16 protein-coding genes, 1 riboswitch and 1 other annotated feature are annotated in these 22,130 nt (G+C 37.6%); of the genes, 12 read left to right on the top strand and 4 right to left on the bottom strand.

What is annotated here, in order from left to right; translation table 11 throughout:
- Nucleotides 1-84: 84 nt before the first annotated feature.
- Nucleotides 85-1,671: a phosphoenolpyruvate carboxykinase (ATP) gene (gene pckA, locus ACIQZA_RS09145; protein WP_400932290.1), complete on the bottom strand. Its 1,587-nt coding sequence runs from the start codon at nucleotides 1,669-1,671 to the stop codon at nucleotides 85-87.
- A 617-nt stretch (nucleotides 1,672-2,288) separates the two neighbouring features.
- Nucleotides 2,289-2,408, top strand: a riboswitch (SAM riboswitch).
- Between the two features lie 359 nt (nucleotides 2,409-2,767).
- On the opposite strand from pckA, the gene metK reads away from it, so the two are divergent.
- Nucleotides 2,768-3,964, top strand: a complete 1,197-nt coding sequence (metK, locus tag ACIQZA_RS09140) for a methionine adenosyltransferase (protein WP_400932293.1) — start codon at nucleotides 2,768-2,770, stop codon at nucleotides 3,962-3,964.
- A gap of 172 nt (nucleotides 3,965-4,136) precedes the next feature.
- Here the strand turns inward: metK and ACIQZA_RS09135 are convergent, their stop codons facing one another.
- Entirely contained in the window at nucleotides 4,137-4,655 is a 519-nt protein-coding gene (locus ACIQZA_RS09135; RefSeq protein WP_142510678.1) for a gamma carbonic anhydrase, read from the bottom strand.
- Between the two features lie 136 nt (nucleotides 4,656-4,791).
- On the opposite strand from ACIQZA_RS09135, the gene ACIQZA_RS09130 reads away from it, so the two are divergent.
- From ACIQZA_RS09130 to ACIQZA_RS09120, 3 genes are all read left to right on the top strand, one after another.
- Nucleotides 4,792-5,598 carry an alpha/beta hydrolase gene (locus ACIQZA_RS09130; RefSeq protein ID WP_402882050.1) on the top strand — a complete coding sequence of 269 codons (807 nt, stop codon included), beginning with the start codon at nucleotides 4,792-4,794 and terminating at the stop codon, nucleotides 5,596-5,598.
- 127 nt (nucleotides 5,599-5,725) lie between these two features.
- A complete protein-coding gene (locus ACIQZA_RS09125; protein WP_402882052.1) occupies nucleotides 5,726-7,228 on the top strand; it encodes an alanine/glycine:cation symporter family protein in 1,503 nt (500 codons plus the stop codon).
- 168 nt (nucleotides 7,229-7,396) lie between these two features.
- Nucleotides 7,397-8,035: a superoxide dismutase gene (locus ACIQZA_RS09120; RefSeq protein WP_402882054.1), complete on the top strand. Its 639-nt coding sequence runs from the start codon at nucleotides 7,397-7,399 to the stop codon at nucleotides 8,033-8,035.
- A gap of 147 nt (nucleotides 8,036-8,182) precedes the next feature.
- Here the strand turns inward: ACIQZA_RS09120 and mnmM are convergent, their stop codons facing one another.
- Together mnmM and mnmL are read right to left on the bottom strand one after the other, a co-directional pair.
- Complete coding sequence (gene mnmM, locus ACIQZA_RS09115) at nucleotides 8,183-8,761, bottom strand: tRNA 5-(aminomethyl)-2-thiouridylate-methyltransferase MnmM (RefSeq protein WP_400932305.1); 579 nt, start codon at nucleotides 8,759-8,761, stop codon at nucleotides 8,183-8,185.
- On the bottom strand, nucleotides 8,758-9,714 hold the full coding sequence (gene mnmL, locus ACIQZA_RS09110) for a tRNA modification radical SAM protein MnmL/YtqA (RefSeq protein ID WP_400932308.1): 957 nt from the start codon (nucleotides 9,712-9,714) through the stop codon (nucleotides 8,758-8,760). The genes mnmM and mnmL overlap by 4 nt, the downstream gene beginning before the upstream one ends.
- A gap of 211 nt (nucleotides 9,715-9,925) precedes the next feature.
- Here mnmL and ACIQZA_RS09105 point away from each other — a divergent pair, with 211 nt between their 5' ends.
- The 8 genes from ACIQZA_RS09105 to ACIQZA_RS09070 all read left to right on the top strand — a co-directional run bounded on the left by ACIQZA_RS09105 (nucleotide 9,926) and on the right by ACIQZA_RS09070 (nucleotide 22,034).
- Nucleotides 9,926-11,104, top strand: coding sequence for an MDR family MFS transporter (locus tag ACIQZA_RS09105; RefSeq protein ID WP_400932311.1), 1,179 nt, complete (start codon nucleotides 9,926-9,928; stop codon nucleotides 11,102-11,104).
- Nucleotides 11,105-11,276: 172 nt separating this feature from the next.
- Nucleotides 11,277-11,624, top strand: coding sequence for an ArsR/SmtB family transcription factor (locus ACIQZA_RS09100; protein ID WP_142510684.1), 348 nt, complete (start codon nucleotides 11,277-11,279; stop codon nucleotides 11,622-11,624).
- A 65-nt stretch (nucleotides 11,625-11,689) separates the two neighbouring features.
- Nucleotides 11,690-13,414: a SulP family inorganic anion transporter gene (locus ACIQZA_RS09095; RefSeq protein ID WP_402882059.1), complete on the top strand. Its 1,725-nt coding sequence runs from the start codon at nucleotides 11,690-11,692 to the stop codon at nucleotides 13,412-13,414.
- Between the two features lie 317 nt (nucleotides 13,415-13,731).
- On the top strand, nucleotides 13,732-15,483 hold the full coding sequence (dhaK, locus tag ACIQZA_RS09090; protein ID WP_400932317.1) for a dihydroxyacetone kinase subunit DhaK: 1,752 nt from the start codon (nucleotides 13,732-13,734) through the stop codon (nucleotides 15,481-15,483).
- Between the two features lie 101 nt (nucleotides 15,484-15,584).
- Nucleotides 15,585-15,798: a binding site (T-box leader), on the top strand.
- 90 nt (nucleotides 15,799-15,888) lie between these two features.
- The gene (leuS, locus tag ACIQZA_RS09085; protein WP_402882060.1) at nucleotides 15,889-18,306 is read left to right on the top strand and encodes a leucine--tRNA ligase; all 2,418 of its coding nucleotides are present in this window, start codon (nucleotides 15,889-15,891) and stop codon (nucleotides 18,304-18,306) included.
- A 97-nt stretch (nucleotides 18,307-18,403) separates the two neighbouring features.
- The gene (locus ACIQZA_RS09080; protein WP_402882062.1) at nucleotides 18,404-18,925 is read left to right on the top strand and encodes a sigma-70 family RNA polymerase sigma factor; all 522 of its coding nucleotides are present in this window, start codon (nucleotides 18,404-18,406) and stop codon (nucleotides 18,923-18,925) included.
- Complete coding sequence (locus tag ACIQZA_RS09075) at nucleotides 18,912-19,844, top strand: hypothetical protein (RefSeq protein ID WP_402882063.1); 933 nt, start codon at nucleotides 18,912-18,914, stop codon at nucleotides 19,842-19,844. The genes ACIQZA_RS09080 and ACIQZA_RS09075 overlap by 14 nt, the downstream gene beginning before the upstream one ends.
- A gap of 918 nt (nucleotides 19,845-20,762) precedes the next feature.
- Nucleotides 20,763-22,034: an L-lactate MFS transporter gene (locus ACIQZA_RS09070; RefSeq protein WP_400932323.1), complete on the top strand. Its 1,272-nt coding sequence runs from the start codon at nucleotides 20,763-20,765 to the stop codon at nucleotides 22,032-22,034.
- Nucleotides 22,035-22,130: the final 96 nt, after the last annotated feature.

The following is a 22,130-nucleotide window of genomic DNA, read 5'->3' as shown; positions in this document are numbered from 1 at the left end:
AAGATACTAATATGAAAAGTAGAATTCTCAAAATAGGGAATAAAAAAAAGGGAACGACTGAAATCGTTCCCTTTGCTTAGTAAATTATTTTAATGGACCGCCAAGTTTAGTGATAGCTTCAGAAACATTTGAGAATTTCTTGAAGTTTTCGTTGAATAAACCAGCAAGTTCAGCAGCTTTTTTATCATAAGCAGCTTTGTCTGCCCATGCATCACGAGGATTAAGCACTTCTGTCGGTACACCTTCAATAGAAGTTGGAATGTTCAAACCGAATACTGAATCTTGAATTGTTTCAACATCAGTTAATTTGCCATCAATTGCAGCACGTACCATTGCACGAGTGTAAGAAAGCTTCATTCGGCTACCAGTACCATATTCGCCACCAGTCCAACCAGTGTTCACTAAGAATACTTGTGCACCGTGCTCGTCAATTTTTTGACCTAACATTTCAGCATAAACTGTTGCTGGAAGTGGAAGGAATGGAGAACCGAAGCAAGTTGAGAATACTGGTTCTGGCTCTGTTACACCACGTTCTGTACCAGCAAGTTTAGATGTGAAACCGCTTAGGAAGTGGTACATTGCTTGCTCTTTTGTTAATTTACTGATTGGAGGTAATACACCAAACGCATCAGCTGTTAAGAAGATGATTGTTTTTGGGTGACCTGCAACAGATGGATCAACAATATTTTCGATGTATTGAATTGGATAAGCTACACGCGTATTTTCTGTTAATGAACCATCATCATAGTCACAAACTCGAGTTTCTGGATCAACAGCTACGTTTTCTAGAACAGAACCGAAGCGGATTGCGTTGTAGATTTCTGGTTCTTTTTCAGCAGAAAGGTTAATTGTTTTTGCATAGCAACCGCCCTCAATGTTGAATACACCGTTATCAGACCAACCGTGTTCATCGTCACCGATAAGCTTACGGTCAGGATCAGCTGATAAAGTTGTTTTACCAGTACCAGATAAACCGAAGAATAATGCAACATCTCCAGCTTCACCAACGTTTGCTGAGCAGTGCATTGAAAGGATGCCTTGTTGTGGTAACAAGTAGTTCATAATACCGAAAATAGATTTTTTGATTTCACCAGCGTATTCAGTACCACCGATTAGGATAATTTTCTTTTCAAGTGATACAATGATGAATGTTTCAGAAGCAGTACCATCAATAGCAGGATCTGCTTTAAAGTTAGGAGCTGAGATAACTGTGAAGTCAGCAACATGAGAAGCCAATTCTTCTTCAGTTGGACGGATAAATAATTGATGAGCGAAAAGATTGTGCCAAGCATATTCATTGATTACTTGGATGCTTAATTGCGAATCTTTGTCAGCACCAGCAAAGCCTTTGAATACGAATAATTCTTCACGTTCTTTTAAATATTTTACTACTTTTACATATAAGTTATCGAACACTTCAGAAGAAATTGGTCGGTTAACTTTTCCCCAGTCAATTTTATCCTTTGTGCTCTCTTCTTCTACCGTATATTTATCTTTAGGTGAACGACCAGTGTATTTGCCAGTTTCTGCACGAACTGCGCCATCTACTGTTAACATAGCTTCACCACGAGATGTAGCTTTTTCAGCTAATTGTGGTACTGAAAGTTGAACATTAATGTTACCGCCGTTTAATAATTCCTTCAGTTCGTTTGCAATTTCTACTGAATTCATCGATTAAATACCATCCTTTTTTATAGTATTCCCTTGAGTCTGAGGGAGATTTTCTTAATTTCAAAAATAGTATAACACAATTGCTTAAATAATCTATACTAATTCAGAAATTATTTTTCAGATTTTATTACTTTTCAAGAAAACGACAAAAAGTAAATTGATTCGTTTTTATAATGCTTTTTACCCTATTTATAAGTGATCACACATTCACTTTCGACACAGCAAAATTGTGTTTGGAAGCTTTTGGATAACATGGGGTTCGCACAGGATGTGAAGTTTTAGCTTGTTTTTTATAGTTGGAGCTTGTCTTCGACTAAAAAGGGGCTATAATCATATTCATCCACCACATGTTTTGTAGCTAACGCTTTGCTTTTGCTGCAAAATGTACTGTAAAGGGTTACACATATGTTAACACATGATGTGAGGTGGAGAGTAGGGATTATTTTGTTTTAATTTACAGCATAACCCAAATTCCTTTCTGTATAAATCCCATACTTTCTTTGAATACAACCAATTATGCCACAGCATGCTTTCGCCAGAGAAGACACTCGCTGAAAGAAGATAAAAATATTTGACAATGTTCGACCATTTACGTATTATGAGATATTGAACGGATACTCTTATCCCGAGCTGGTGGAGGGTCAGGCCCTGTGAAACCCGGCAACCTGCATGAACTATTTCACGACATGCGCTGGTGCCAATCTGATGCAAGGGGAAACTCCCTTGAACGATAAGAGTGAAAGGTTACGAAGTCATTATTCCTTTCCTCATGTTAAGTAAGCGTGAGAAAAGGATTTTTTTATTGTTAAAAACGAATTAAAGGTAAGTATACAGTCCTTTCCTTATTATAATGACGGATCTTTCGAAAATCCTCGTGTTAAAAGCATCAGCTGTTTATTTGTGCGAAAGCGTAGTGACAGCAACAAATGTTTACTGTGCGAAAGTGCAACGACAGCAACAAATGTTTACTGTGCGAAAGTGCAACGACAGCAACAACGGCTTGAGAGTTCAATCCTTAGGGGCGAACTTGACATGGGTAATGAGTACCGTATTAATTCGCAAATATTATTTGTAAAAGTAATAGGAGGAAAATCAAATGACAAACCGTCGACTGTTTACATCAGAGAGTGTAACAGAAGGACATCCAGACAAAATTTGTGACCAAATCTCGGATGCCATTTTAGATGCTATTTTAGCAGAAGATCCAAACGCGCGTGTAGCGTGTGAAACAACAGTAACAACAGGCTTAGCGTTAGTAGCAGGAGAAATTACTACTTCTACTTATGTAGATATTAAAGGTATCGTTCGTGATACTGTAGCAGAAATCGGTTATACACGTGGGAAATACGGCTTTGATGCTGAAAACCTAGCAGTACTTGTTGCGATTGGCGAGCAATCACCTGATATTGCCCAAGGTGTTGACCAAGCATTAGAGGCGCGTGAAGGCTCTATGACAGACGCTGACATTGAAGCAATCGGTGCAGGTGACCAAGGTTTAATGTTCGGTTATGCATGTAACGAAACGCCAGAGCTTATGCCATTACCAATTAGTTTAGCGCATAAATTAGCTCGTCGTTTAACGGAAGTACGTAAATCTGGTGAATTAGCATATTTACGCCCAGATGGAAAAACGCAAGTAACGGTTGAATATGATGAAAACAATGTACCAGTACGCGTTGATACGATTGTCATTTCAACACAGCATGATGAAGAAGCTACACTTGAGCAAATTCAAGCAGACTTAAAAGAATTCGTTATTACTCCAGTTGTTCCAAGTGAATTACTAGATGCCGATACTAAATATTTCATCAACCCAACTGGCCGATTCGTAATTGGTGGTCCTAAAGGGGATGCTGGTTTAACTGGACGTAAAATCATCGTTGATACATACGGTGGCTATGCACGTCATGGTGGAGGTGCTTTCTCAGGTAAGGACGCAACTAAAGTAGACCGTTCAGCGGCATATGCAGCACGCTATGTGGCGAAAAATATCGTAGCTGCTGGTTTAGCTGATCGAGCTGAAGTACAACTAGCTTATGCGATTGGTGTTGCTCAACCTGTATCTATTGCTGTTGATACATTTGGAACAGGAAAAGTTACGGAAAGTGAAATTGTAAAATGGGTACGCGAGCTATTTGATCTACGCCCAGCGGGGATTATTAAAATGCTTAACCTTCGTCGTCCTATTTATAAGCAAACTGCCGCATATGGTCACTTCGGTCGTACAGATTTAAATGTTCCTTGGGAACAAACAGACAAAGCTGACGCATTAAAAGAAAAAGCAGGTTTATAAACTATTCAGCTAAAGCAATGAAGTATCTGGAAAAATATTTTAAAATACTATTACAGAAAGGGGCTCAATATTTTTATAGCCCCTTTCACTGTTTTTAACGAAAAAAATAAGCTCCTAATCATGGAGGGCTCTGTTACCCAAGAAAACGTGGAGCTGCTTTGATTTAGTTAAATTAATTTTTTGGTTGAAGAGATTTATAGTATTGACCCTTTTCTACATATTCACGTATGATGCGTTCCATATCTTCTTTATCTTCATCATTTAATTCTCTTACAACCTTTGCAGGACGGCCTAGTGCTAAGCTATTTGGAGGAATTACTTTGCCTGGAGGAACTAGACTACCCGCCCCAATGAATGCACCCTCTCCAATCTCCGCTCCGTCTAATACTATAGAGCCCATACCTATTAAGGCTTTTTTTCGAATCGTACAGCTATGTAAAGTTACTTGATGTCCTACTGTTACTTCATCTTCAATAATTAGTGGATATTTAGGGCTTTGATGTAAGCAACAGAGGTCTTGAATACTAACTCTTTTTCCTATAATTGTTGGTGATACATCTCCTCGAATAACTGTGTTAAACCAAATTGTTGTTTCAGCACCTATTGTAACGTCGCCAGTAACTGTTGCATAATCAGCAATGAAAACAGAAGGATCGATATTGGGCTTTTTACCTTTAAATGGATAGATCATGAGTATCGCCTCTTTTCTTTCTATGATGTAATATTATCGTATCAAATACGCAACATGATGGAAATATAAAATTAAAATGATCTAGATATTCCGATATAATCATTGTGTAATTATTTTTTTAGGAGGACTATGTGAAATGTGGAAATGGGAAGCTGATGGACAAGCAAAGGCTGTGGTTGCTATTCTTCATGGTGCATATGAAAATCACCGTTGGTATGCATGGCTTATAGAAAAACTTAGATTGGAAGGCTTCCACATAGTCATGGGGGATTTACCTAATCATGGAGTAAATGTAGGATATTCAAAAATTCACGATGAAGATTTTAAAGAATACAACAAATATACAAGGAATTTAATCGAGAATGCATTTTCGTATAATTTACCTGTCATTTTAATAGGACATGGGCTTGGCGCGACTCTATTACTACATACCATGCAAAAACGAAAATATGAATGTGCAGGAATTATTTTAACTTCACCATGGCTTCATTTAAAGCTATTGCCAGGTAAACTCTCAAATGCTTTAACTAGTTTAAGTGCCTTGACTGCCAATGTGAAACTGACCCATGAAATTACATTAGAATCATTAACGCGCAGTATAGAAGGTAGAGATGAGATGAAGGATGAAGTTCCTTTTTCATCCGTTGTTTCAGTGAAATGGTATCGCGAGCTACAACAAATGATGCGCAATTTAGTGTTATTGCCTAAGGCTGAATTCCCAAATAGGCCTATGTTAGTTATGACAGCTGAAAAAGATAACATTACTGAAACTAAACAAACAAGGAATTGGCTTTATCAGATGGAATTTACAGAGTTTCAATTCAAAGAATGGGCAAACTGTTATCATAATCTATTTCATGAAGTAGAGCGTGACGAGATTTTTGCTTATATACGTGATTTTATTAATAATGCTCTTCGAAGAATTGGCTATATAATTGAATAGTGAATTTCCTCTCCAATTAACTAGAAAAATTACTAACTTTTTGTTACTTAAATATAATGTTGTAATTTTCTGAAAAGTGTAATACTATAATGACTTAAAGTGATGCTTTTCAAATTGGAGGGGTAAAATGGAAGCAATTGTTGGGAAAATTAATGAGATTTTGTGGGGACCGTGGTTTATTTATGGCATTTTGTTAATTGGGCTCTTCTTTTCAATCATTACACGGTTCCTACAAGTAAGACACATTAAAGATATGTTTGTTTTAATGTTTAAAGGCGAAAAATCGGAGAAGGGGATTTCCTCTTTCCAAGCGATGTCTATTGCATTATCTGGTCGAGTAGGTACAGGTAATATTGCCGGTACTGCTACAGCAATCGGGATGGGGGGACCTGGTGCTGTTTTTTGGATGTGGGCAATCGCCTTTATCGGTGCGGCAACTGCTTACGTGGAGTCTACGTTGGCTCAAATTTATAAAGAAGAGAAAGACACAGAATATCGTGGCGGGCCAGCTTTTTACATAGAAAAAGGAATGGGGCAAAAGTGGTTTGCAGTTATTTTCGCTGTTGCCGCATTAGTTGCCATGTTAATTTTGATGCCAGGTGTTCAATCGAATGCAATTGCGACAGCAGTTGAAAACGCTTTCGATGTTAAGACTTGGATAACAGGACTTATTATTGTCGTACTATTAGGTACTATTATTATTGGTGGTGTAAAATGGATTGCCAATGCTGCACAAGTCATTGTACCGTTTATGGCATTAGCATATATTCTGATGGCCATCATTATTATTGTAATGAATATTAAAGAAGTACCAGCTGTATTTTCATTAATTTTTTCTAGCGCATTTGGAGCGCAAGAAATTTTTGGTGGTATTATTGGCTCCGCTATTGCATGGGGGGTTAAACGAGGTATTTATTCAAATGAAGCAGGTCAGGGGACAGGTGCGCATCCGGCAGCGGCAGCAGAAGTATCACACCCTGCTAAACAAGGTATCGTTCAAGCAGCTTCTGTGTATATTGATACGCTATTAATCTGTTCAGCTACAGCATTTATGATTTTATTTACTGGTATGTATAATGTACACGATGAAAAAGCGGGTACTGATTCATTTGTTTATGTTGGCGATTTCAACAAAGGCGGATTAACTGGAGAAGAACAAATCACATTTGCGAAAAGTATTAAAGAAGGCGCAGCATTCACACAATATGCAGTTGACTCTTCACTACCAGGTTTTGGTGGACCATTCGTAGCGATTGCCTTATTCTTTTTTGCTTTTACGACAATTATGGCATACTACTACATTGCAGAAACGAATGTGGCTTATTTATTCTCAGGAGGTACAGAAAAAGTCGTCATATGGCTAGCTAAATTCGCAATTTTAATTTCTGCATTTTACGGTACAATCCGTACATCCGATCTTGCTTGGGCAATGGGGGATGTTGGGCTAGGTCTAATGGTTTGGATTAACGTTTTAGCGATATTAATTATTATGAAGCCTGCTATAGTCGCTTTAAAGGACTATGAGAGACAGAAAAAAGAAGGAAAAGATCCTGTTTTTGATCCTCGTAAACTAGGAATTAAAGGAGCAGATTTCTGGGTAGACTATAATGAAAAACGTAAAAATAAATAGATAAAAAAGAGAAAGCTATCTAATAGATTTTAATATTCTATTAGATAGCTTTTTTGATTTTATAAAAAGAAAATAAATTTTCTGTTGACTGCAATAGAAAAAGAAGGTATATTTTGTTTTAAGGAAATTATCTTTCCTTTGAGAAACATTTTGGGAGGAGGTGAAAAAATGACTGTGTTCCATTTACCGAAACTATCATATGATTATGATCAGTTGGAGCCTTATATTGATGCTAGAACGTTAGAAATTCATCATGCTAAGCATCATGCTACGTATGTAAATAATTTAAATGCGGTCTTAGAAGGTCATAAGGATTTGCAAAATATGTCATTAGAAGATTTATTACGCAATCTTGATGTACTTCCAGCTGACATTCAAACAGCTGTACAAAATAATGGTGGAGGTCACTATTGCCACAGTTTGTTTTGGGAATTGATGAGTCCCTGTGGTGGTGGCAAAGCGAATGCAGATATGGGAAAGGCGATTGATTATTATTTTAAAACGTTTGATAATTTTCAGGATCAGCTTTCTAAAGCAGCAATTACCCGCTTTGGAAGTGGGTATGGCTGGCTAGTGCTTGATGGCGAACAATTAACCATTATGAGTACAGCTAACCAAGACACACCTTTAAAAGAAGGGAAAATTCCTCTACTCGTTATTGATGTATGGGAACATGCATATTATTTGAAATATCAAAATCGCCGACCTGAATTTGTTACGAATTGGTGGAATACTGTCGATTGGGATAAAGTCAATCAACGATATGTGGATGCAATGAAACAACAAACACTTTTAAAATCTAACTAAGCTAAGTTAATTAAGGTAATTTGACATGAAAGTAATAATTAAGTACTCCTCCCTATCCCCCGCGCCATCGGGGGATATTTTCTTTTCAAAATTAAAAGGCAGATTCCAATGTTCTATCGGAATCACGCCTTATATCGAAAGGTTTAATTAACTTAACGAGTAATCTTTCATTTTCTCCAAAGCTATCACAAAGGGTGGATCATTTTGTTGATTTAGAAACTCGTATTTTAATACATGTACATATTTTTGGGGAAGTTGACTGACATATTCTATCACTGCATCCCGTTCTTCCTTACCACCCGGATGACCGTGATAAATGACAAGGACAATAAGACCACCGATTTTGAGTAGCTTTAGCAAATCTTCAATCGCTTGTATCGTTGTATTTGGCTGTGTAACGATGTCGTGATTACTACCAGGCAAATACCCAAGATTGAAAATTGCAGCAGCTACCGGCTTGTGTACATAGTTGGCTACTTCTTCATGCCCTCTATGCAAAACAAGTGCACGGTGCTCTAAGCCATGATCTAAAAGGCGGTGGAGAGTTGCATCAACAGCGCTCTTTTGAACATCAAATGCGTACACTTGACCTTCATCGCCGACAAGCTGTGCTAAAAACAATGCGTCGTGGCCGTTACCCGCTGTGGCATCCACTGCAGTGTCTCCCTCTTCAACTGTATCTGTTAGTAGCTGTTGTGCATATTGTAAAACACGTTGTAGCTTCATTTGGCAGCCTCAGCTCGATAAAATTTCCCTTGCCAGCTTCCACGTCGTTCAAGTTCTGCATCAATGCCATTTAATACTTCCCATTTATTAACACTCCACATTGGGCCAATCATTAAATCAATTGGTCCATCGCCTGTGATACGGTGAATAACCATATCCGGTGGTAGAATTTCAAGTTGATCTGCTACAAGCTTTGTATAAACGTCTTGATCTAAAAATTCTAACATGCCCTTTTCATATTGCTTAACCATTGGCGTACCTTTTAAAAGGTGTAGTAAATGAATTTTAATGCCTTGTACATCAAGTTTTGCGACTTCACGAGCAGTTTCCATCATCATGTCATAGTCTTCAAGAGGAAGACCATTAATAATGTGCGAGCATACGCGAATACCATGCTTTCGTAGCTTGTTAACACCTTCCACATATGTTGCATAATCGTGGGCGCGGTTGATAAGATTTGCTGTTTTTTCATGCACAGTCTGAAGTCCGAGCTCAATCCATAAATAGGTACGCTCGTTTAATTCAGCTAAATATTCAACTACATCATCTGGCAGACAATCTGGGCGCGTTGCGATGGATAATCCAACAACTCCCTCTTGAGCCAACGCAGCTTCAAATTTTTCCTTTAATACAGGAAGTGGTGCATGTGTATTTGTATATGCCTGGAAGTAGGCCATATATTTGCCATCCTTCCATTTTTGATGCATTTTGTTACTGATTTCAGCAAATTGTACCTCGATAGTATCAACTTTATTGCCTGCAAAATCACCTGAACCTGCTGCACTACAAAACGTACAACCTCCGAAGGCAACAGTACCATCACGATTTGGGCAGTCAAAGCCTGCGTCTAGTGCTACTTTAAAAACTTTATGACCAAATTGCTCACGTAAATAGCGATTCCATGTATAATATCTTTTCCCATCTGAAGGAAAAGGAAAGTTTGTCTCTGTCATTTATTTCACTCCTCTAACGTTATATTTTATCACGTGCTGGTGCTTCCGTCATGATTTATGTGAATGACTGGAGCAAATCATGAGGAGTACCGAACGAAACCTATCACTATTCTAAAGCCTAAGTAAAAAGAGTAAATTTATTTTTCTTGTGCTTTTGTATTTTTCAACATAAACTAACTATTTAGAGTAGCGAAACAATGGAGGTCGTTCTATGCCAAAAAGTGTTTGGTTTTTAATTATCGGAATGTTTGTGAACACAACAGGCAACTCGTTTTTATGGCCTTTAAACGCCATTTATATGCACGATTATTTAGGGAAATCACTTGCGATGGCAGGCTTTGTGTTGATGTTGAATTCTGCTGCCGGCGTATTAGGAAATCTCTTAGGTGGTTATTTATTTGATAGAATAGGTGGCTATAAATCAACAATGTTGGGCATTCTTTTGACAATTTCCTCATTAGTTGCTTTAACGATTTGGCACGACTGGCCACATTATGTGTGGATTTTAACGATACTTGGCTTTAGTGGGGGTATTGTCTTCCCAGGAATGTTTGCTTTAGCTGGAACTGCGTGGCCTGAGGGCGGACGAAAGGCTTTTAACGCAATTTATTTAGCTCAAAATGTAGGAGTGGCGATTGGTCCTGCACTTGCTGGCGTTGTTGCTGATTACAAATTTGACTACGTCTTCATTGTCAACTTAGCTATGTATATATTGTTCTTTTTTATAGCGTTTTTTACTTTTAAACGATTAGAAGAGGGAAGCATTGCACCGAAGAATGTTGTGAGTGAAAGTAAGCGAATTATTAATAAAGCACCGTTTTATGCATTATTAATTATTAGTTCATCCTCTGTGTTATGCTGGCTAGCTTATTCACAATGGAGTGCGACTATTTCTTCCTATACGCAAGATCTAGGATTAGGGTTGAAACAGTACAGCTTACTTTGGACAATTAATGGCCTACTTATCGTTTTAGGGCAACCGCTAATTGCGCCGCTAGTGAAACGTTGGGAAAACAAATTGAAGCGTCAATTAGTTTTTGGCGTTATCCTGATCGCAATATCCTTTGGCATCATTGCATTTGCGAGTGATTTTAAAATGTTTGGAGCAGCAATGGTTGTGCTAACTTTTGGTGAAATGTTTTATACGCCTGCTTTACCTACCATCGCCAATCAGCTTGCACCAAAAGGGCGTCAGGGTTTTTATCAAGGGATTATTAATAGTGCGGCAACTACAGGTCGTATGATTGGCCCTCTATTTGGTGGTATTATGGTTGATCAGTTTGGCATGATTGCTCTCGTATTAATCCTAGTAATTATTGTATTGTTTGCGATTATTCCATGCCTTATCTATGATTATCCTTTACGAAACAAGAAAACAGTGACAGATTAATAGTTAAATTTAACAAAAATATTTTCAAAACGAGCAAAAAATGTGTGGGAAACACGTTTTTTGCTCGTTTTTTAATAGTTGATATTGAAAGTCAACAAATTGTGGCGTACAATCAATCATACATATTCAAATATTTGAATATATGAAAATGAAGTTCCTTGGAGGGGTTTATGTGGAAGAGAGCTTGCAGCAATTTAAGGCAGATTTTTTTAAAGCTTTAGCACATCCATTACGAATCAGAATTCTAGAATTACTAGTAGATGGTAAAAAAAATGTCAATGAAATTCAAAGCTGCTTAGAAAAAGAGGGCTCAGCTGTTTCTCAGCAATTAAGTGTATTACGAGCCAAAAATATTGTGCATGGGACGAAAGAGGGGAAAAGAGTTTACTATTCTTTAAGCGATCCGATGATTGGGGAATTACTTGGTGTTGCAAAGGATATTTTCAACAATCATTTGATAAATACAATTTCAAGATTAGAAGAAATGACTATTAACGAAAATAATGAAGAGGATATGTAAATTTTGTAGACTGTGTTCTTATGAAACATTTACCTTGCTTATTATTTTGAAGGGAAGATTTATAGATGAAGTCACTGTTTACAGGACGATATGAAGGATATTCAGTTCATCATTTGAAAAAAGATTTAATATCAGGGGTCATTGTCGGGATTGTGGCAATACCGCTGGCAATGTCCTTTGCTATTGCGTCAGGTGTTAAGCCTGAGTATGGAATATATACAGCTTTTATTGCTGGAATACTTATTTCTCTTTTGGGTGGTTCGAAATATCAAATCGGGGGACCTACAGGTGCGTTTGTGCCAATTCTGCTAGGGGTAGTCATTTCGTATGGTTATGAAAACTTACTAATCGCTGGATTAATGGCCGGAATTATTTTGTGCTTAATGGGGATATTTAAACTTGGCTCATTAATAAAATTTATCCCGCGTCCCGTGACAATAGGATTTACAGCAGGAATTGCAGTTATTATTTTTACAGGCCAAATCGCTAATTTCTTAGGTTTGACTAATATTAAAAGACATGAGTATTTTATTGACAATGTAAAAGAAATTGTTATGCATATTGGCACAACAAACTTTTATAGTGTTTTAACGGCAATCATTAGTCTCATCATTATTTTAATAACACCTAAAGTTTTACCCAAAGTTCCAGGGGCGTTAGCAGGCATTGTTGTTTCTACATTAGTTGCAACGTTCTTTTTTTCTGAACAAGTTGCCACAATCGCAACAGCCTATGGTCAAATTCCAAATACAATACCGAATTTTGCAATTCCAGATATCACATTAGAGCGAATTCAGCTACTTATTGGACCAGCCTTTGTGATCGCCATGTTAGGTGGCATTGAATCACTTCTATCGGCAGTAGTAGCAGATGGTATGACAAATACAAAACATAATAGTAATCGAGAACTTGTTGGTCAAGGAATTGCTAATATCGTCACTCCTTTCTTTGGAGGAATCCCTGCGACAGGGGCTATTGCTCGAACTGCAACAAATATTAAAACAGGTGCCGTATCACCAATATCAGGGGTTATTCACGGTGTATTTGTCTTAGTCACTTTATTAATACTAGCGCCCTTTGCTTCACATATTCCTTTAGCAAGTATGGCTCCAGTTTTAATGGTGGTGGCTTGGAATATGAGTGAGCAAAAGCATTTTGCGCATATTGTTAAATTAAAATCTGGCGATTCCCTCGTTTTAATGATTACGTTTTTACTGACTGTTTTTACAAGCTTAACATTAGCTGTAGAGGTTGGACTTGTGTTAGCGGTCGTATTATTTGCGAAGCGTATGAGCGAAAAGCTTGTAGTAACAAAAGTGTTACCGGATCATTCGAAAGAAAGTGGGAAGGTACAATCACATGTTGTTCATCAGAAACGTGACTGTCCACAAATTAGTATTTATACAATTGAAGGTCCTCTTTTCTTTGGTGCAGCTCAAACTTTTGAGGAGGCAATTGTAAGTTCCATTCAACAACAACAAAAAGTTTTGATATTACGTATGAGTAAAGTGCCCTTTTTGGATACGACAGGTGAGACATATTTTGGTAATGTCATCCGGAATTTTAAAGCTCAGGGTGGCACTATTTTAGTTACAGGTGTGCAAGGTGAAGTGAAATTAGCACTACAAAAAAATGGTTTATATGCTGAAATTGGTGAAGATAATTTCTATCAGCGTACAGGAGAAGCGATTAATAAGGCTTTAAGTTATTTAGATACAAATAAATGTATTGGATGTAAGCATTTTGCTTTTCGTGAATGTCAGAAATTATCCCGTGTTAACGGGCAGTAATTTATTCTCACCGAAAGCGAAGCAACAGGTACAAGTCTCCCACCTAACTTCTACGAAAACGTAGAAGTTAGGTGGGAATAACTGTTTAAGAGGTTATGATGATCATCTCTACAACATAAAAAAGCCTAGTGTCTTTAGACAAATCGTTCATTTTGTCCTTCTGAGATAAAGCGCTTTCATTTTGCTATAATTAATAAGAATATGCTTTCAAATAATAGAAATCATATCATAGCAGAAATCTCCTATGAATAATTATAGAAGTATGGATAGGAATAGGCTGCGAAGAATGTAACCAAACTTACAGGGGAGGAATAAAAATGAAAAAAATTATGAATCAACCTGAAACACTCGTTATGGAAATGTGCAATGGGATGGTAATGGCTCATCCGGAACTTGAGTTGTTAAAAAAATATAAAATAATTAAGAAAAAAGAAATGAATGAAAATAAGGTAACTTTAATTAGTGGTGGCGGTAGTGGACATGAACCGGCACATGCGGGATTGGTAGGGAAAGGAATGCTTGATGCTGCAGTATGCGGTGACGTATTTGCTTCTCCTTCGCAAATACAGGTTTATCAAGCCATTAAAGCGACAGCCAGCAAAAAAGGTACACTGCTTATTATTAAAAATTACAGCGGAGATATTATGAACTTTAAAAATGGTGCCTACTTAGCTACTGAGGATGGTATTCGAGTAGAGTACGTTCGCGTAAATGATGATATTGCAGTAGAGGATAGTCTTTATACAGTAGGAAGACGCGGCGTTGCGGGGGTTGTGTTAGTGCATAAAATTGCTGGTGCGGCAGCAGAAGAAGGTATGAATTTGATGCAGGTGAAAGCTGTTGCGGAAAAAGCGGCGGCAAATGTTCGAACAATTGGTCTAGCACTAACTTCCTGTACGGTTCCGGCTAGTGGATCACCGACTTTTAAATTAGGTGAAGATGAGATGGAATATGGCGTGGGTATTCATGGAGAGCCCGGGAGAAAACGTGAAAAAGTTATGGCAGCAGATGAATTAGCTATTCGTATGACAAATGACCTTGTGAAAGATTTAGGATTAGATAAAGGTGTTGAAATTGCTGTTTTAGTAAATGGCTTTGGCGGTACACCGCTTCAAGAACTTTATCTGTATAACAATGCCGTTACTAGAGAGTTAAGTAAAAGAAATATACGAATTAATAGAACGTTTGTCGGCAATTACATGACTAGTATTGATATGGCCGGGATTTCTCTAACAGTAATGAAACTAGATAATGAGCTGAAAACATTACTATCGAAAGAATGTAATACACCTGCATTTAAGGTAGAGGGACCAGTTGATAGTGTAGAATATGTAGATATTAATGACAATATAGAAGAGAAACGAGTTTTCTTTGAGACGGAAACAGTGGAAGAGCACGCTATTATCAAGAGTGAGGTCATCACATTAAATAATATGATTTATCTCGTAGATAAAATGAGCGAAATTATTATCAAGAACGAAGTACCTTTCTGCGAATTAGATACACATGCAGGTGATGGCGATTTCGGAATGAGCGTCGCTAAAGGATTTAAGCAATTAAAACGAGAATGGGGCTCGATTCTAGGTCAGGAACATTTAAATATTGGGACTTTCCTTGATGCGTGTTCTATGGTGATTATGGAGCATTGTGGAGGCGCTTCTGGACCCATTTGGGGAGGGGCTTTCCGAGCTGCGGGTAAAACTGTAGAAGGAAAAATCGAATTAACGGTCGGAGAGTTTGCTGAAATGTTACAAGCTGCGCTTAAAGGCATACAGTCTATCGGTGAGCGCTCTTTCGGAAGAGGGGCAGAGGTAGGCGATAAAACGCTTGTAGATGCACTAGTACCTTGTGTAAATGTTTGGACAGAAAGCGCTTTTGCTTGTGCGGATTTTAAAACTGCCTTTGACAAAGGGGCAGAGGCTGCTGTTAAAGGAGCGGAATATACAAAAGAAATCGTTGCTCGAATGGGTCGCGCTGGTACAGTTGGTGAAAGAAGCCTAGGCTATCCGGATGCTGGTGCTTATGCGCTAGGAGTTATTTTTACGGAACTTTCTCGTAGTTTAAAATAGCTGCAGTTTCACAAATAGGCATTGAATTGTTCAAAAATGGGTAGTATGTAAACAAAGTCTTGTGCTTTTCAGTACTTTCCATTAGAATAAATGCAATACTTGTAAAGACAGTGATTTAGGAATAGTAAATTTGTGGTTCTTTTTAGAGAGCTAGCGGTTGGTGGGAGCTAGTAGGAAAGCAAATTGAACTCGCCTTCTGAGTCTGCCCGCGTGAAATAGCGCGTGCCGTGCCTTTCCGCGTTAAGGAAGCAAGAGCCGAGTGTAATCACTAATGTGGGTGGTACCGCGGGAGATACGAATTCTCTCGTCCCTTTCTGACAAAGAGAGGGACGAGTTTTTTTATTTTTTAAATATTTTGTCAATTCTTTAAGTGAAAAGTATGACGCATTCAAAGGAGGAAAAATAATGAGTTTTAATCATCAACAAATTGAAAAAAAGTGGCAGCAATATTGGGCTGATAACAAAACTTTCAAAACTGAAAATGAAACAGAAAAACCAAAATTTTATGCATTAGATATGTTCCCGTACCCATCTGGTGCAGGTCTTCATGTAGGACATCCAGAGGGTTACACGGCGACAGACATCCTTTCACGCTTCAAGCGTATGCAAGGCTATAACGTCCTACATCCTATGGGGTGGGATGCATTCGGTTTACCAGCAGAACAATATGCACTGGATACAGGAAATGACCCAGCTGAATTTACAGCGAAAAATATTGCGACATTCAAGCGTCAAATCCAAGAGCTAGGCTTTAGTTATGATTGGGATCGTGAAATTAACACAACAGATCCAGAATATTATAAATGGACACAATGGATCTTTATTCAACTTTATAACAAAGGTTTAGCCTATGTAGATGAAGTAGCTGTAAACTGGTGTCCTGCACTAGGAACAGTACTTGCAAACGAAGAAGTTATTGATGGAAAGTCAGAGCGTGGTGGTCACCCTGTAGAACGTCGTCCGATGAAACAATGGATGCTTAAAATTACTGCGTTTGCTGATCGTTTAATCGACGACTTAGAGGAAGTTGATTGGCCAGAGTCTATTAAGGATATGCAGCGTAACTGGATTGGTCGTTCAGAAGGTGCAGAAGTAACATTTAGTATAGATGGTACAGATGAAAACTTCACAGTATTTACAACTCGTCCTGATACTTTATTTGGTGCTACATACTGTGTTCTTGCACCTGAGCATCAATTCGTGGGGCAAATTACAACTGCTGAACAACGTCAAGCTGTTGAAGCTTATTTAGATAAGGCAAAAATGAAATCTGATTTAGAGCGTACAGATTTAGCGAAAGAAAAAACAGGCGTATTTACAGGTGCCTATGCAGTGAATCCAATTAACGGTAAAAAAATGCCGATTTGGATTGCAGACTACGTATTAATTTCATATGGTACAGGTGCAATCATGGCGGTTCCAGCACATGATGAGCGCGACTATGAATTTGCAACAGAATTTGGTTTAGAGATTACTCCTGTACTTGAAGGTGGAGACATTAGCAAAGAGGCATTCACAGGAGATGGTAAGCACATTAACTCTGAATTCCTTGATGGCTTAAACAAAGAGGACGGTATTGCAAAAGCAATTGAATGGCTAGAGGAAAAAGGCGTAGGGGAGAAGAAAATCTCTTACCGTCTTCGCGACTGGTTATTCTCTCGTCAACGTTACTGGGGTGAGCCAATCCCTATGATTCATTGGGAAGATGGTACAACGACACCAGTACCGGAATCAGAATTACCATTAATGTTACCAAAAACAGATAATATTCGTCCTTCGGGTACTGGTGAGTCTCCATTAGCGAATATTTCTGAATGGGTAAATGTTGTTGATCCTGAAACGGGCAAAAAAGGTCGTCGCGAAACGAACACTATGCCACAGTGGGCAGGTTCTAGCTGGTACTTCATACGGTATATAGACCCAACAAATAAAGAAGCAATTGCGGACCCTGAGTTACTGAAACGCTGGTTACCAGTTGATATTTATATCGGTGGGGCAGAGCATGCCGTATTACACTTACTATACGCCCGCTTCTGGCACAAAGTATTATACGATTTAGGTGTTGTACACACGAAAGAGCCATTCCACAAATTATTTAACCAAGGGATGATTCTTGGTGAAGGTAACGAAAAAATGTCTAAATCAAAAGGTAATGTCGTTAACCCTGATGAAATCATTTCTTCACATGGTGCTGATACTTTACGTCTATATGAAATGTTTATGGGTCCACTTGAAGCATCTGTTGCATGGTCAACAAATGGCTTGGACGGAGCACGTCGCTTCTTAGATCGTATTTGGCGTCTATTTATCAATGAAGAAGATGGTACAATCGCTGCGAAAATTCAAGCTTCTGATGACAAAACACTTGAAAAATCATATCATCAAACGGTGAAAAAAGTGACAGAGGATTACGAAGGTATTCGCTTCAATACAGCTATTTCACAAATGATGGTATTCATCAATGATTGCTATAAAGCAGATGTAATTCCAACAGAATATGCTGAAGGATTTGTGAAAATGCTAGCTCCAATGGTTCCACACGTTGCTGAAGAACTATGGCAGATTTTAGGTCATGGAGAAACACTTTCATATGCGCAATGGCCAACATATGATGAGGCTAAACTTGTTGATGATGAAGTGGAAATCGCAGTACAAGTGGCCGGCAAAGTACGTGCAAAAATTATCGTAGCGAAAGATGCTTCAAAAGAAGAAATCGAAAAAGTAGCTCTTGCAGATGACAAAGTACAAGAGTATATAGCAGGCAAAAACTTAGTAAAAATTATTGTCATTCCAGGCAAGCTTGTTAATATCGTCGTGAAATAATAAGGTGAAAAGTGTCCAATATTTGGGCACTTTTTTCTTTTTTACGAAACCAACTGAGAGTTCGATACGACTATAGTGTGAAATAGGAGGTGTTTGTTTGAGTGAGCATTTAGCAAGGGTTATGGAAGAGCATGGTGAATACTGTCTTCGAGTAGCCTATCTGTATGTAAAGGACTGGGCTATCGCAGAAGAAATCGTTCAGGATGTATTTTTTGCCTATTATCGGCAGCAGGAGCGCTTTGAACAACGATCCTCACTAAAAACATATTTAGTAAAAATAACAATACATAAAAGTCATGACTATTTACGAAGCTGGAAAAATAAGCGCCATATTTTATTTGAAAAGCTGCATATTGGAGTCAGTAAACGATCGCCAGAAACAAGTTTGCTTGAAAAGGATGAACGAAGAATTGTGACAGCAGCTTTGTTTGAGCTTCCAATCAACTACCGAGAAGTAATTATTCTTTATTATTACCAAGAATTAAAGGTTCGAGAGATAGCAGAGGTTCTTGCCTATACAGAAAATACAGTGAAAACAAGACTACGTAGAGCAAGACAAATATTGCAGGAAAAACTGGACAAAAATCATTGGGAGGTGCTAAAAGATGACATCTTTTAAGGATAAGCTGGATAAAGAGCTTGGAGAAGCCCGACGTTTCTCACAACAATTGCAGGAGCGTATTTTGCACGATGTAGTTCAGCAAAATAAACAGCATAGTAGATGGCAATATCCAACGATTTTCATTGGAGCAGTCGTGACGATCCTCATTTTAATTGTAATTGGGCCATGGAAGCAAGTAGATACATCTAGGCATGCGACGATTGTTGAACTAGCCCAGCATGAGGTTAAACAGTTTACTATTGCACGAAATCAGGAGGAAGATTCCTTTGAGGCTGGAAGAACTGGTTGGATCTTAGTGCAACAAGCATATAAAAAAGATTCGGAAACAAGGCTCATTGCTAATACGCTTCAAAAAGCAGTTAAATCGAAAATGGATAATGATTATTATGCGTTTCGTGATGTATGGGTGGAGTTTGATAATGGGCAGGCTGCGCAGCTAAAAATGTTCTTAAACGATGGGCAGCTAGCTTTCAGCGATCGGCATACAAATGTCTTTTATAAAGTGAAAGATGACGATACTGCCTCAGCATTTATTGCGCTTATGCAAAAAGATGAAAAAGATTTTAGTTTTGGTAAGATCTTTACTTTTTTAATAATTGCTTTCTTACTAGGGTGGCTTTTAGAAAAAGCTATTCGAAAAAAGTTTAGCATTCCAAAGGAACCAAAATATATAAATACAAGCCATCAACGTACAACGTATATTGCTAAGTTTATACAAGGGGCGACTTTAATTTTATTTAATATAAATGGGTGGTTTTTATATACAGCTGCATTTTGCATATTTTTAACTATCGCTATAGTAAGCACTATTATGATTGACTATTATTATGGGCGTGAAGAAAAAAGACATTATGTTTCGGTGGGGTCATTTGCACTAGTGCCACTAATTATTGTATTTATCATTTATTTTCTATAGAAAAGGAAACGAACGAAAAGAGATGCTCGAGTTATTCCAGAGCATCTCTTTTTGATATATGACTAGATATTGAAAACTTTTTTTGAAAAATGTAATTAAGAAGAGGAACTGTAATAACCGATAAAAATACTAAAAGTAAAATCCTTTGAAGAATACGTTCGTATACATAACTGACCCACACTTGGAGTTTAGTGTTATTAACATCGTTCTAAAAAGTACTTTTTTACTTGTGTGCTATAGGAAAAGTTTTTGTTATAACTGATTGGTTTAGTTGCTTTTGTTTAAAAAGCATTACTAGCCATAGTTTGAAAAATGTGCAGGATTCATTTTAAGTGAAAAAATATATATTTGAATAATAAAAATGAATGGGTAGTGATTATTCATTTTAAAATATACAAAATGTGTATTGGGTTTATTTAAATGAATATCCATTAAAAGTTAAATAGATCATTTAACAATATTTTTTAGCATCCTTTTACGAGAAAGAAATTCGTTTATTTAAGTTGCAAAATTCTCTCTTATTCTAAAAATTTCTACATGATGATTATCTTTTTGTGCCCTATTAAAGAAATGTGCAGGATTAATGAGAGTTAGAAAAAATACAATATACATAGATTGTATGTGAAAATATGCACAAAATTAATTATATCAAAATAATTTATGTGCAACTTGATAATAGAGTAGAAAAATAATATTAGCTAAAAAATGTTATGGTTTTCGTTTAATAAACATCTATTTACTTAGAGGCTGTAAGGTTTTCGTTATAAAATTACTAGGGTAAAAAATAAAATACTTTTTGGAGAAATAATATTTTTTGAAAAAACATCTTGCATTTGAATAATTCTAAGTGTTAAATTGTTTTACATGGACGTTCATAAAACTTTCACAGGTAGCAAAAGAGGGGAGAAAAGAGAAATTATGAATAAAAATAGATGGTTAATTGCATTATCCGCAATCGCTATTCACCTTTCAATCGGTGGAGCATATGCATACAGTGTATACAAGCTACCGATTGTCACAGAAATGGGATGGAGTGAAACAAACGTAACAGTTGCCTTTACAATAATGATGGGGCTTGCTGGTTTTTCAGCAGCATTATTCGGTAACTTAGTAGAAAAAATGGGGCCACGTAAATCTGCAATGATAGCAGCTGTTCTATTTGGGGCAGGACAAGCTGGTGCGGGTGTAGCGATTTCAATGGATTCCGTAACATTGTATTGGTTAACATATGGTTTACTAAGTGGCTTGGGTATGGGTATTGGTTATATTGCGCCTGTATCGACATTGGTAAAATGGTTCCCAGATCGCCGCGGTTTAGCAACGGGTATGGCTGTACTTGGATTTGGTTCAGGGGCACTTATTACAGCGCCAGTCGCAGCTAACTTAATGGAGGCTGTAGGTATTTCTACAACGTACTTTATTTTAGGGGCAAGTTATTTCACGTTAATGATTTTAGGGGCTTCATATATAGCACCGCCTAAACCTGGTTATATGCCAGCGAATATGAAGGCTGCTGCAGATAATGGTAAAGAAGTAGTGAAAAAAGATTTAGCTGTCATGTCAGCACGTGAAGCTGTGAAAACTAAGCATTTCTGGATGCTTTGGTCGATGCATTTAGTAAACGTAACAGCAGGTATTATGATGATTTCTGTTGCATCTCCAATGGCTCAAGAAATTGTAGGATTATCAGTTGCGGGAGCCGCAGCAATGGTAGGAATAATGGGATTATTTAATGGTGGTGGTCGTTTAATATGGGCTGCTGTGTCTGACTATATTGGTCGTTCGAACGTCTTTGTCATTTTCTTTATCGCACAGCTAGTTACTTTTATCGTCTTACCGCATACAACAAACGTTATTATTTTCCAAGCGCTTATTTTCTTAGTTGTAAGTTGCTATGGTGGAGGTTTCTCGAATCTACCAGCATTTGCAAGTGATTTATTCGGTACGAAACAACTTGGAGTTATTCATGGTTATTTATTAACAACTTGGTCTTTAGGTGGCATTTTTGGACCGCTTTTAGTAAGCACAGTTAAAAACGCTTATGGAAGTTATATTCCAGTATTCTATGTATTTACAGGGTTAATAGCTGTTTCATTAATTATTTCATTAACATTACGTGCAGATGTACGTAAACGAACAGCATTAAAACAAGCTTCTCAAAAGGTTGGGGACGTCTCCGCTACACAATAAATTATACTTTCAATTCGCACTTGAAGGTATCGGCCATATGAGTGTCATTTCGCACATGACGCTTGTATGGTCTTTTTATGTAGTTGTTGTTATATA

The organism is Lysinibacillus sp. NPDC096382, assembly GCF_044762845.1.
GTDB lineage: Bacteria > Bacillota > Bacilli > Bacillales_A > Planococcaceae > Lysinibacillus.
The sequence above is the reverse complement of the archived record's forward strand: the minus strand, read 5'-3'. Positions and strand labels throughout refer to the sequence as shown.

What these genes read in the sequence shown, in the direction of transcription:
- pckA (WP_400932290.1), bottom strand. Translation starts at nt 1,671, where the DNA reads ATGAATTCAGTAGAAATTGCAAACGAACTGAAGGAATTATTAAACGGC.
- metK (WP_400932293.1), top strand. Translation starts at nt 2,768, where the DNA reads ATGACAAACCGTCGACTGTTTACATCAGAGAGTGTAACAGAAGGACAT.
- ACIQZA_RS09135 (WP_142510678.1), bottom strand. Translation starts at nt 4,655, where the DNA reads ATGATCTATCCATTTAAAGGTAAAAAGCCCAATATCGATCCTTCTGTT.
- ACIQZA_RS09130 (WP_402882050.1), top strand. Translation starts at nt 4,792, where the DNA reads ATGTGGAAATGGGAAGCTGATGGACAAGCAAAGGCTGTGGTTGCTATT.
- ACIQZA_RS09125 (WP_402882052.1), top strand. Translation starts at nt 5,726, where the DNA reads ATGGAAGCAATTGTTGGGAAAATTAATGAGATTTTGTGGGGACCGTGG.
- ACIQZA_RS09120 (WP_402882054.1), top strand. Translation starts at nt 7,397, where the DNA reads ATGACTGTGTTCCATTTACCGAAACTATCATATGATTATGATCAGTTG.
- mnmM (WP_400932305.1), bottom strand. Translation starts at nt 8,761, where the DNA reads ATGAAGCTACAACGTGTTTTACAATATGCACAACAGCTACTAACAGAT.
- mnmL (WP_400932308.1), bottom strand. Translation starts at nt 9,714, where the DNA reads ATGACAGAGACAAACTTTCCTTTTCCTTCAGATGGGAAAAGATATTAT.
- ACIQZA_RS09105 (WP_400932311.1), top strand. Translation starts at nt 9,926, where the DNA reads ATGCCAAAAAGTGTTTGGTTTTTAATTATCGGAATGTTTGTGAACACA.
- ACIQZA_RS09095 (WP_402882059.1), top strand. Translation starts at nt 11,690, where the DNA reads ATGAAGTCACTGTTTACAGGACGATATGAAGGATATTCAGTTCATCAT.
- dhaK (WP_400932317.1), top strand. Translation starts at nt 13,732, where the DNA reads ATGAAAAAAATTATGAATCAACCTGAAACACTCGTTATGGAAATGTGC.
- leuS (WP_402882060.1), top strand. Translation starts at nt 15,889, where the DNA reads ATGAGTTTTAATCATCAACAAATTGAAAAAAAGTGGCAGCAATATTGG.
- ACIQZA_RS09075 (WP_402882063.1), top strand. Translation starts at nt 18,912, where the DNA reads ATGACATCTTTTAAGGATAAGCTGGATAAAGAGCTTGGAGAAGCCCGA.
- ACIQZA_RS09070 (WP_400932323.1), top strand. Translation starts at nt 20,763, where the DNA reads ATGAATAAAAATAGATGGTTAATTGCATTATCCGCAATCGCTATTCAC.